10 protein-coding genes are annotated in these 10,888 nt (G+C 55.8%); 4 read left to right on the top strand and 6 right to left on the bottom strand.

The genetic code is table 11. The annotated features are described in order from the left end of the window. Positions 1–199: 199 nt before the first annotated feature. Positions 200–1,027, bottom strand: a complete 828-nt coding sequence (gene cheR, locus H8S59_RS23425) for a protein-glutamate O-methyltransferase CheR (protein WP_187522967.1) — start codon at positions 1,025–1,027, stop codon at positions 200–202. A gap of 44 nt (positions 1,028–1,071) precedes the next feature. Further along, positions 1,072–2,004, bottom strand: coding sequence for a chemotaxis protein CheV (locus tag H8S59_RS23420; protein ID WP_027902539.1), 933 nt, complete (start codon positions 2,002–2,004; stop codon positions 1,072–1,074). A 79-nt stretch (positions 2,005–2,083) separates the two neighbouring features. Between H8S59_RS23420 and flgA the strand changes: the two genes are divergently transcribed. The 4 genes from flgA to H8S59_RS23400 all read left to right on the top strand — a co-directional run bounded on the left by flgA (position 2,084) and on the right by H8S59_RS23400 (position 4,686). Further along, positions 2,084–2,842, top strand: a complete 759-nt coding sequence (gene flgA, locus H8S59_RS23415; protein ID WP_187522966.1) for a flagellar basal body P-ring formation chaperone FlgA — start codon at positions 2,084–2,086, stop codon at positions 2,840–2,842. A 184-nt stretch (positions 2,843–3,026) separates the two neighbouring features. Further along, entirely contained in the window at positions 3,027–3,344 is a 318-nt protein-coding gene (flgM, locus tag H8S59_RS23410) for a flagellar biosynthesis anti-sigma factor FlgM (RefSeq protein WP_095094570.1), read from the top strand. Between the two features lie 49 nt (positions 3,345–3,393). Then, positions 3,394–3,858 (top strand): flagella synthesis protein FlgN, encoded by a 465-nt coding sequence (locus H8S59_RS23405; RefSeq protein WP_187522965.1) that lies wholly within the window; start codon positions 3,394–3,396, stop codon positions 3,856–3,858. Positions 3,859–3,939: 81 nt separating this feature from the next. Continuing rightward, the gene (locus H8S59_RS23400; RefSeq protein WP_027902543.1) at positions 3,940–4,686 is read left to right on the top strand and encodes a flagellar regulator YcgR PilZN domain-containing protein; all 747 of its coding nucleotides are present in this window, start codon (positions 3,940–3,942) and stop codon (positions 4,684–4,686) included. 597 nt (positions 4,687–5,283) lie between these two features. Here the strand turns inward: H8S59_RS23400 and H8S59_RS23395 are convergent. The 4 genes from H8S59_RS23395 to H8S59_RS23380 all read right to left on the bottom strand — a co-directional run bounded on the left by H8S59_RS23395 (position 5,284) and on the right by H8S59_RS23380 (position 10,547). Continuing rightward, complete coding sequence (locus H8S59_RS23395; protein WP_187522964.1) at positions 5,284–6,654, bottom strand: MFS transporter; 1,371 nt, start codon at positions 6,652–6,654, stop codon at positions 5,284–5,286. 54 nt (positions 6,655–6,708) lie between these two features. Further along, entirely contained in the window at positions 6,709–7,950 is a 1,242-nt protein-coding gene (locus H8S59_RS23390; RefSeq protein WP_187522968.1) for a glutamine synthetase family protein, read from the bottom strand. Positions 7,951–8,253: 303 nt separating this feature from the next. Further along, complete coding sequence (locus H8S59_RS23385; protein WP_187522963.1) at positions 8,254–8,946, bottom strand: sensor histidine kinase; 693 nt, start codon at positions 8,944–8,946, stop codon at positions 8,254–8,256. After that, positions 8,943–10,547 (bottom strand): response regulator, encoded by a 1,605-nt coding sequence (locus H8S59_RS23380; protein ID WP_187522962.1) that lies wholly within the window; start codon positions 10,545–10,547, stop codon positions 8,943–8,945. The genes H8S59_RS23385 and H8S59_RS23380 overlap by 4 nt, the downstream gene beginning before the upstream one ends. Positions 10,548–10,888 lie beyond the last annotated feature (341 nt).

Genomic DNA, 10,888 nt, shown 5'->3' with positions numbered 1-10,888 from the left:
CCACGTCGTCAATCAGCTTGCAGGCCAATATAGAATCTCCCCCAGGTAGAACGGAATCTCATGTTGGAGCGGTGCTTGGTCTGGGCGGCATTCCGACGATAAGAACACCACTGATTCAACAGGCCTGACATCAATCAATCGCTACTACCAAAACAAAAAAAAGAGACCCGAAGGTCTCTTTCCTGAACAACAAAGAAGCTTACTTGGCCTGGTAGATAATCCCCGGGCTGCATTGCACCATCTGGTAATGATCTGGCAGACCATTCAGCGCCTCGGAAGCACCGAGGAACAGATAGCCGCCCGGCTTGAGTGTGCCGTGAATGCGTAGCAGGATGTCTTTCTTCACTTCAGCCGAGAAGTAGATCAGTACGTTACGGCAAAAGACGATGTCGAACTTGCCCAGACTCGCGTAGCTGTCCAGCAGGTTAAAAGCACGAAACTCGACCCGGCTCTTGATCGGAGCCTTGACGGCCCAGCGACCCGGCGACTTGACGTCGAAGTAGCGCTGCAAGCGGTCCGGAGACAAACCCCGACCGATTGCCAGGCTGTCGTACTCACCCGACTTGCAGTTGGTGAGCATCAGCCCCGACAAGTCAGTGGCAACAATCTGCGCCCCGTTCTTCAACTGCCCGGAATTGCTGCGCTCAAACTCGTCGATGGTCATCGACAGCGAGTACGGTTCCTGACCCGAAGAACAGGCCGCCGACCAGATGCGCAGGCGCTGACCGGGAGCAGCCTTGATGGCCTCGGGCAGAACCTTGTTCTTCATCACCTCAAACGGATAGGTGTCGCGAAACCACAGGGTTTCGTTGGTCGTCATCGCATCCACCACCTGCTCGCGCAAACCGCTGCGTGGCTGTGACTGGATACGCTGGATCAGTTCGCCAAGGGTTTTGATACCTTGTTGTTCCATCAACTTGTTGAGGCGACTGGAAACCAGGTACTGCTTGTTCTCACCCAAAAGGATGCCACAGGCTTTTTCCAAAAATACCCGGAACTGCTCGAAATCCAAATTACCCGTAGCCAAGATGCCGCCTCTCAAATCATGTAAAACCACCAGGAACGACGCCCCTAGCTGATGTCTGCTGCCTTGATTCTGTCCACAACACGTGCGGCGAGGTCATCAGGCCGGAATTTGGCAAGGAAGTCATCCGCGCCAACTTTCTTCACCATAGCCTGATTGAACACACCTGACAGAGAAGTATGCAAAACGATGTGCAATTTTTGCATCCGAGGGTCATTACGAATCTCGGAGGTGAGCGTGTAGCCGTCCATTTCCGGCATCTCGATGTCGGAAATCATCATCAGGAATTCTTCTTCAGGCTTCTTGCCTTCAGCGACCATCTGCTTGAGGTAATCCAGTGCCTGACGACCGTCGTTAAGCGCAACCACTTCCACGCCAACAGTCTGTAGACAGCGGCTGACCTGTTTGCGCGCCACCGAAGAGTCATCGACCGTCAGCACTCGCAGAGAAATGGCCTTGTGATGAGTTTCCTCGTCGATCACACCGACAGACACGGCTTCAGACATCGGTGCCACTTCCGCAAGAATCTTCTCGACGTCGATGATTTCCACCAACTGGTTATCGACCCGCGTCACCGCCGTCAGGTAGTGATCGCGACCCGTTCCCTTGGGTGGCGGATGGATCTCTTCCCAGTTCATGTTCACGATGCGCTCGACCGAGTCCACCAGAAAACCCTGAACCTTGGTGTTGTACTCAGTGATGATCACGAACGCGTTATCAATCGACATCTGCCCTGGCAAACCGGTTGCCATGGCGAGATCGAGAATCGGGATCGTCCCGCCACGAATGTTGGCAACGCCGCGCACAATCCGACTGGATTTAGGCATCACAGTGAGCTTGGGGCATTGCAGCACCTCCTTCACCTTGAAGACGTTAATCCCATAAAGCTGTTTGCCATTGAGACGGAACAACAAGAGCTCAAGGCGATTCTGCCCAACCAGCTGTGTTCGCTGGTTCACTGAATCCATTACACCGGCCATGCTGCGACTCCCCTATCAAAGTAACCATCGCCACAGCACCTGGTCAGGTAAGCGGCACGGGCCTTGCTTTTCATACGTCATGAATGCAAAAACGACAATTTCCCGACACGCCATCTTCAAGAACCGCATCTTGCTCTGTTCGCTGGCTTTGCTGTGTCTTTCTGCCTTGGTGAATACCAGTCGGGCAGACAGTTTCACATTGCCTGAACAACTTATCGGCGTCACTCAGGGGTTTCTTGAATTCACAGTTGAAGAGTATTTGGCGACTGCCCAGATCGAAGGGCGCTACGAAATTGAAGTGCGTCAATTGGACCCGCGTCTGCGCATGCCTTTTTGCGACAAGGAATTGACAGCAAGTCTGGAAAGCCCGCGTCCCGTTGGCCGCGTGACTACCCGGGTACGCTGCGAGGGCTCGTCACCGTGGACGGTGTTTGTGCCCGCCCAGGTGCGGTTATTCCGCAATGTGGTGACCGCTGTTCGCCCGCTCAAGCGCGACGCGGTGATTACCGAGCAGGACATCGCCATGCGCGAGCGCGACATCGGTTTGCTGGGTCAGGGGTTTCTGTCTGCTGAAGATCAGGCACTAGGACAAAAAATCCTCCGACCAATGGTCATCGATCAAATCATTGCACCCAACTTTCTGGAACAGCCCCAGATGGTAAAAAAGGGTGATCAGGTGGTAATCACCGCTCGCAGCGGCTCCATCTCCGTGCGGATGCCGGGCGAAGCGTTGTCTGACGGGACGTTCAACGAACAGATACGGGTCAAGAACCTCAACTCAAAGCGCATCATAAAGGCCAACATTACCGGGCCTGGACAGGTGGAGGCCCCTATGTGATCAGCTATGCGGCGCGATAGAACACTGGCGTGAAACGCTTGTTTTTCCTAGACTGCGAAACAACTTCTGCGGTTCGAGGTCCATTGGCTGCGCAAAACGCAAATGGATTTCACTTAGCAGGCTAAAGTTTTTTTGCATTTGGTCGAAACCATGGCAAGCGTCCAATTACCCAGAGGTTTTTATCATGGTCATTGACTTCAACAGACTGAACAGCGGCAACGCGGTTAGCGGCACGACACGTACCAACAGCGTTAAAGAAACAGGCAAGACAGAAGCAGCGGTTAAAACCGGCGCACTGGAAAAAACCGCCAGCACCGGCGAATCCGTAAAACTGAGCAGTGAGTCTCAACAGTTGCAAAAGATCACTGACAAGCTGGGCGAACTGCCGACCGTCAACAGCGCCCGCGTGGCGGAGTTGAAACAAGCGATCGCAGATGGCAGCTATAAAGTGGACAGCAACCGTGTAGCCAGCAAGCTGCTTAATTTCGAAGCTTCGCGCTAGCCCAATGCTCGCGCGGTATCTTCTGGACGCTTAAAAACCAGAGCATGCGATGCAAGACACTACTTTGCTCCAACTGATGACCGACGACATGGTCCCGGCCCAGCAATTGCTGGAAATACTGCAGGCAGAATCCCTTGCCCTGATCGGCCGCGACATGGTCGAGATGGAGCACGTTCTGGCTAAAAAGCAGGCGCTGGTGGTATTGCTCGAACAGCATGGCCGCAAACGCAGCCAGATCCTTAGTGGGTTAGGACTGAGTCCGGACCGCAATGGCCTGAGCGCGCTTGCTGCCAGCTCATCGCTGGGCGAACAGTTGATCAAGGCAGGCGACGAGTTGAGCGCAGTGATTACTCAGTGCCAACTCGTCAACACACAGAATGGCAGTTCTATCGTTATGCAGCAGGCTTCTACTGCGCATCAACTGCGGATACTGACCGGTGACATGCCCACGTTGTATGACAATCGTGGGTCGACATCGGGCCGTGCAAAACCACGGCCGTTAAGCCAAGCGTAGTTTCTGTATCAAGGCGCTTTGCATGCTGGCAAGATGCCTGCAATTGCATTGCTGTCGTATTTTGCCTGGAGATGGAAAAAAGTGAATGGCTCAAGCGCGGACGATGCTCCGCAGCCCCCAAAGGTACTGAATACGCCTTTGGAAATTGCCGCCAATTTGCGGCTGCTACTTGAAAGTCATGATCCTCTGATCATCACTTTTCATGAGCGCACACAACGTTTTCAAAGTTATTTGATCGAGGTCGACCGCGAAAGCGATGTCATTGCCCTCGATGAAATGATCCCCCGTGACGGCGAAAAATTCCTCGCCAACGGTGAAGCTTACCGGGTCGAAGGCTTTCATGACGGCGTGCGAATCGCCTGGGAAAGCACCGACCAGATGACCATTCATGAAGTTAACGGCGAACGTTTCTACCGCGGCCCGTTGCCAACAGAAGTTATCTATCACCAGCGTCGCAACGCCTTCCGTGCAGCACTGAAACTGGCCCAACTGGTCAGCATCGAGATGGGCGGCGACCGACTGAAATTCCCTTTAAGCGGCAAATTACTGGATATCTCGGCGACAGGTTGCAAACTTCGCTTCGAGGGCGACGTTTCAGAGCGTATGCAGCTGGGTCAGGTGTATGAGCGTTTCGTGGCTCAACTGCCCTTCGGCACCATGACAGCACCGGTGGAATTGCGCTATCTGCACTTCGAAGAAAGGGTCAACACGACCTTTGCCGGGATCCGCTTCCACAACATGAGCGGCCTTGTGCAGCGTCAGGTTGAGCGTTTTGTGTACCAACTGCAGCGTGAAGCGCGTCGCTTCGACAAGGACGATGACTTCTGACAGCTGTCTTTGGCTATTAAAAAAGGCGATTGCGCGGTGAGCGTAATCGCCTTTTTTGTTCATAAGATTTCTGCTGATCGAGACCTGCCTCTGCCTTGCCTCTGTAGGAGTCGCCCCGGTGTCCCTGACACCACGCTGTCGCGCAGCAAACACGGACCCTGTAGAAGTGACCGGGGTGGCGATCCACATTGCTCGCGATTCGGCCTGTCAGTCGATGAATATATTGCCTGTGCTGGAGCTATCGCGAGCAAGCTCACTCCTACAGTAAAAAGCATTCCAAATCAGATAGTTATATTTTGTTTGATGAGAGTCGCCCCGGCGTCCTGACACCACGCTTTCGCGCGGCAATCATTGGACCTGTAGGAGCGCACGAGCACCGCGAGGCCGCGATAGCGGTGTATCAGAAAGGCCGCCATCGCTGCCTCGCGGTGCTCGTGAGCTCCTACAGAAAAGTATTCCAAATCAGGTAGTTATTTTTTGTTTGATAGGAGCTAACCTTTTGGCAAAGCGAAGCCCCTGACTATGCAGGCCCGGCTTCTCGCCAACAAGTTGGCTCCTGCAGGTCAGTCCACTCAAGCCTGCCAAGCTTTAAAGACCCTAAGGCCGATTGATCTCCTCATCCCGAACACCCCCATCGGCCTCCCCTTCAGCCTTGGCCTCAACCGGCGCTTCAACCTCAGGCTCCGGTTCAACCACCGGTTCAACCGTAGTCTGCATCTGGTCCTGAACCACCTGCTCATCAACCCGCGGGTCAAGCGCAACCACCAGTGGCGAACTCGACATGCTGTCCGGCATCGCGACGTGGTGCAGTGGCGCATCGTCCACCTGGTGCAGGTGAGTCACGGCCTTAGGACGGATCAGGAACACCAGCGCCAGTGAAGTCAGGCAGACGAAGGCATAAAGCATATTGCTGCCTAGCGCCTTCATCAGCGCACCCGCCGCCAGCGGACCAATACTGGCGCCAATGCCGAAAGTCATCAGCAACATTGCCGTCAGCGACACCCGGCGCTCACCTTCCACGTGGTCGTTGGCGAACGCGACGGCCAGCGGGTAAAGGCTGAATTGAATCAACGACACAATAAAGCCGACGACAAATAACACCTCCAGCGGCATGCTGGGCAGGATTGCCAAAGGCAACGCCACGACCGTCAGGACGCCGGCAAAAGCCCGCATGAGTTGAGCACGATCATAACGGTCAGAAAGAAGCCCCAGTGGCCACTGAACCAGCAAGCCGGCCAGAATACAGCAAGCCATGAACATACCGACATGCTCAGTCGACAGGCCCTGTTGCGCTGCATACAGAGGCGCCAGACCATAGAAAGCACCGACGATAAGCCCCGCACCCAATACGGTCGTCAGCGACTGCGGAACCCGACTGATAAAGAAGCGGGGCTCCAAAGGCGCGGGATGCAGGGGTGCCGGGTGAATGCTGCGGGTCATCGCCACAGGGACCAGACACAAGGCAAAACACATCGCCACCAACATCAACAGCTCTGGCCCCAATCCGGGGTGGACCACCAGAATCATCTGACCCAGCACCAAACCCAGGTAGGACGCGATCATGTAGCCGCTGAAGACCATGCCACGCTGCTTGGGGGCTGCCTGCTCGTTCAGCCAGCTCTCGACCACCATGTATTGGCACATCATGCCCAGGCCGACGATCATCCGCAGGAATAGCCAGGCCGGCAGCCAGTCGATCAGGCCGAGGCCCAACACCGCAGCCCCGACAATCCCCGCACAGGTGGCGTACGCACGAATATGCCCGACACGACCGATCAGGCGATGCCCTACCTTGCCACCCAGCACCAGACCCACGTAGTTGGCGGCCATCAACGCACCGATCCACAGGCCATCGACCTGGTCAGCGGACAATCGCAAGGCAAGGTACGTACTCAGAAGACCGGAGCCGGTCAACATCATCAGGGAGGCAAAATACAGCCCCTGAAAGGACTTCCAGATTTGGCGCATCGACTTTCCAAAAATTAGGAGCCGCCGGAATGGACGACTCCTGTAACACGATTCTTAAGCCTGGGCAGCCAGAATGCGCCGTTCCCAGGGGGTGATTTCATCAAAAAAGCTGGTCAGTTCCAGGGTCTTCGATGCGATGTAGCCTTCGATGAACTCAACGCCAAACAGTTCCTTGGCCAACTGACTGCGTTTCAGACGCTCCAGAGCGGCATGCAAGGTACATGGCAATGACAATTCATCCGGCACATGGATGTCGCCCTGGGTCGGTGGCGTTGGTTCCAGCTGCTGATCGATACCATGAAGCCCCGCTGCAAGACTCGCAGCTATCGCCAGATAAGGATTGGCGTCGGCTCCCGGCAAGCGGTTTTCGACCCGTCTGGCCGAGGGACCGCTGGCAGGGATACGCAAACCTGCTGCACGATTATCATGAGACCAGCAGGCATTGTTCGGCGACGCAAACGGATGACACAGGCGCTGATACGAGTTCACATTAGGCGCAAACAGCGCCGTGAAATCAGCCATACAGGCTTGCTGACCGGCAATAAACTGCCGGAACAGCCCCGTTAGCTCGCCCTGCTCATCGCTGAATACATTAGCGCCCGTGACCGAATCAACCACACTCTGATGAATATGCATCGAACTGCCCGCCGTATGCGCCAGCGGTTTTGCCATGCACACCACGATCAAACCATGCTTGAGCGCCACTTCCTTTAGCAAGTGCTTGAACAGCAGCGTCTGATCGGCGAGCAGCAGCGGATCGCCGTGAAGCAGATTGATCTCGAACTGGCTGACGCCCATTTCATGCATGAAGGTGTCACGGGGCAGACCCAGTGCCGCCATGCACTTATAGACCTCGCTGAAGAACGGCCGCAAACCATTGTTGGAGCTGACACTGAACGCCGAATACCCTTCCTCGCGACGGCCATCGATTCCGGCTGGCGGCTGAAAAGGCCTGGCCGGATCGGGATTTGGCGCAAAGACAAAAAACTCCAGCTCGGTCGCAACCACCGGCGCCAGCCCACGCTCGGCATAACGGGCGATAACGGCTTTAAGCAAGCTTCGGGTCGACAGGTTACAGGCTCCGCCGCCCAGTTCCTCGGTATCACAGATCGCCAGTGCACGAGGCTCGGCACTCCACGGCAAGCGATGGATCTGCTGCGCATCGGGGATCATTGCCACATCACCGTCGTCGCTACCGTAAAAACGCGACGACGGGTACCCGCCCATGATGCATTGCAACAGAACACCCCGGGCCATCTGCAAACGCCGACCTTCAAGGAAGCCTTCGGCAGTCATCACTTTGCCGCGGGGTATTCCATTTAGATCAGGGGTGATGCATTCAATTTCATCAATGCCCGTCAATCGCTGTGCGAGCGTTTTGTGGCCATCGCTGGTCATGACTCGAATCCTTCCTTTTTCTTACGGAGCGCTCCGTAGCTAGACGTACAAAATACGCACCACGTGTGGAGACTTTCAAGTATCACAGGCTGATCAGCAGCAGGAGCAACCCGAACAGCTGAAAAAAAACCCACCGTTCAAGGTGGGCTAACCAGTGCGCCGGAGTATCCGCCCTGTGTTGGAGAGCTCAGTAAGCGACGACTACGGCAGATAAATCCGAAACAGCCCGCCCCCTAAAGCACCGCCATTAGCCAGCTCAATCCGCCCATGCACACCATTACGCTGATGCTGCTCGGCAATGCGAGCCGCGAAGTAAAGACCAAGACCGGTGCTGCCGCTGGCCTGGTTGATACCCAGTGCGTAATCAGCCTGCTTCTCAAGCATGCTTGCGGAAAAGCCGGCACCGTCGTCATTGATCGCGATGCAGAGTTGCCCGCCCTCTTCGCTGACGGTGATGGCGATGGTCTTGCGGGCATAACGGATGGCGTTAATGGTGACGTTACCCACCACGGTGCCGATCAATTCGCGATCGAAGAAACCCAGAGGGATGAGCGCATCGACATCGCAGGTCGCCACGATGCCGCGACTGTTCAACACCTCTTGATGATGAGCCAGTTGGCCTTCGATGAAGTCGTCCATCTCATGGTAATCAGGGCGCAGCGGCAGCTGATTGACGTCCAGCTTGTAGAGGCCGAGTAACTGCACGAGCATGCCATTGAGCCGGGCAAACTCGTACTCGATCACACCATGTTCCGGGGTGTCTCGTTGCTCGTTGGTCAACTGTCCCAGCCATCGGTTGTGGGACTGGCCCAAGGTCGACAGGGAGTTCTTCATATCATGTACCGTCGACGCAATGACCATGGAGAAATCCATACTCGTTTCGTTTTCGCTCATGCTCCAAATGCCTTGCTCTGCAGTTTTTGATAACGCTCGAAACGCGGGTCACTCTCCGGCATCTTGCCAACCATTCTCAGGCAGGCGCGACACTCTTCCAGTTTTGCTGCGTCAGGTGCTGTCGCCATGGAATGGAGCAATGCCTGCGCCAGGTTCAAGGCGATACTGATGTTCTTGGCTTGCAGGGCCAGAGCGCGACGGAAAAAATCCTGCGCATCGTTGAGATTACCGGCCTTGTAGGTGCGCACGCCCTGAACGTTGAGCTCGATGGCGGCTTTGTTGGCACCGAGGATCGCGGGATCATCCGTCTGCTTGGCGATGCTCTGCATCACCTGGGGGTCATCACCGTAAATCTCGGCGCAGCTTTTCAATACGCCTGCACCCGCCTCTTCATGCCCGAGACTCTGCAACTGCGAAGCCACGGCCAAAGCGGCGTCGGCGCTCAGGAACTGGTCCATGCTCTGCAAGCGACCCATTGCATCCGCAGTCAGCTTGGCAGCCATCTCAGGATCGGAATGCTTGACGCTGGCGGCCTTCATCAGCCGCGTGCGCACCTGCAGCCCCTGGTCGGCACCGTTCTCCTTGGCGACGTCACTCAGCGTCTGGTTGATCTCGACACGAGCACGCGCGTCCAGGCCCTGATCACCACCCCGACTGATCAATGCCTGAGCGAAACCAAGATTGGTTTCCGGGTTTTTGAAACGCGAAAACTGGCCTTGGTTGACCGCCTGGCGAAAGGCCTTGGAAGCACCGTCAAAATCGTTGTTGTCTAGCGCCAGCTTGCCGAGCAATGTTTGTCGGCGCACTGCCAGTGGAGAAATCTTGACGGCGTCTTCCAGCACTTTCTGGGCACGCACCACATCACCACGCGCAACAAGTGCCTCGGCCAGGCCGTCGTAAAGCGTTGGCATACCGGGAAAGGTTTTTATCGCCGCATCAAAAACGGCCTGGGCATCAGCGTGCTTGTTGCGCTTGAGCAATAGATTGCCAAGTGCTGCGTACGCCCAAGGGGCCGGGCGATCAGCCAGAATCGACTTGAGGAATGCTTCAAGGGGCTCAAATTGTTTGAGGTCGCGCAGCGCGTCCGCCTTGTACCGCAGACACAGCGGTGCATAGCGCGGGTCCTGCTTGGTCAGGGCCACGCAGGCTGCGAGCACTTCGGCAGGCTTGCCGCGATCCAGCGCCTGCAGGATCGGCTTGAGCACGCCTTTGCGCTGCACCAGCTTTTCAAGACGTTGCGCCAGGCCTGCCCGGTTGAAAGGCTTGGTCAGGTAAGCATCCGGCTCCCATTCCAGCGCACTCATCACCATTGCCTGGCTGTTTTCAGCCGTGACCATGACAAATACGCTTTCGTGGCTCAGCAGTCGATCGACCATCAGGTCTTCGAGCACATGCTGGCCGTTTTTCTTGCCGTCACCCAGATTGAAGTCATGCAGGACAAAATCGTAGCGCTTCTGCGAACACATCTTCAGCGCCTGCTCTCCGGTGTCGGCAGTGTCTACATCCCTCACCCCCAACTCACGCAGCATGGAGCGCACCGAGCTGCGGAAGTCGGAGAAGTCGTCGACGATCAGAAAACTTTTTTGGTTGTACGCCAGCATCAGGGGTCCTGTCAGGGAAGAAAGAAGATGAGCCCAAAGGCAAACATATAGACGGGTCCAGCTTCGCTGCCCATTTTTGGCGTGCAATTACCAGCCAATAGCGTTACGCCATCATGCAAATTCTACATCAAAGCTCTGCTCCAGAGCTCTGAACGGCACCTTGCGGCCCTGCCTGGATCACGCACATCACCACCGCGTGAAATCAAACGGGCTATCGCCGATATGAGGTTTATCGGCACGCCGCCAGTTTTCTGGAGCCTGAATGATGGCTGGTGTCTGTGTTTTGATAGCCGCTCTGCAGAAGTCCGAAATCGAGCTGCAAAACAGAAAAACTCACAAAA

It is taken from the genome of Pseudomonas folii (assembly GCF_014357575.1).
Lineage (GTDB): Bacteria > Pseudomonadota > Gammaproteobacteria > Pseudomonadales > Pseudomonadaceae > Aquipseudomonas > Aquipseudomonas folii.
This window is presented reverse-complemented; position numbering and strand designations above follow the sequence as displayed.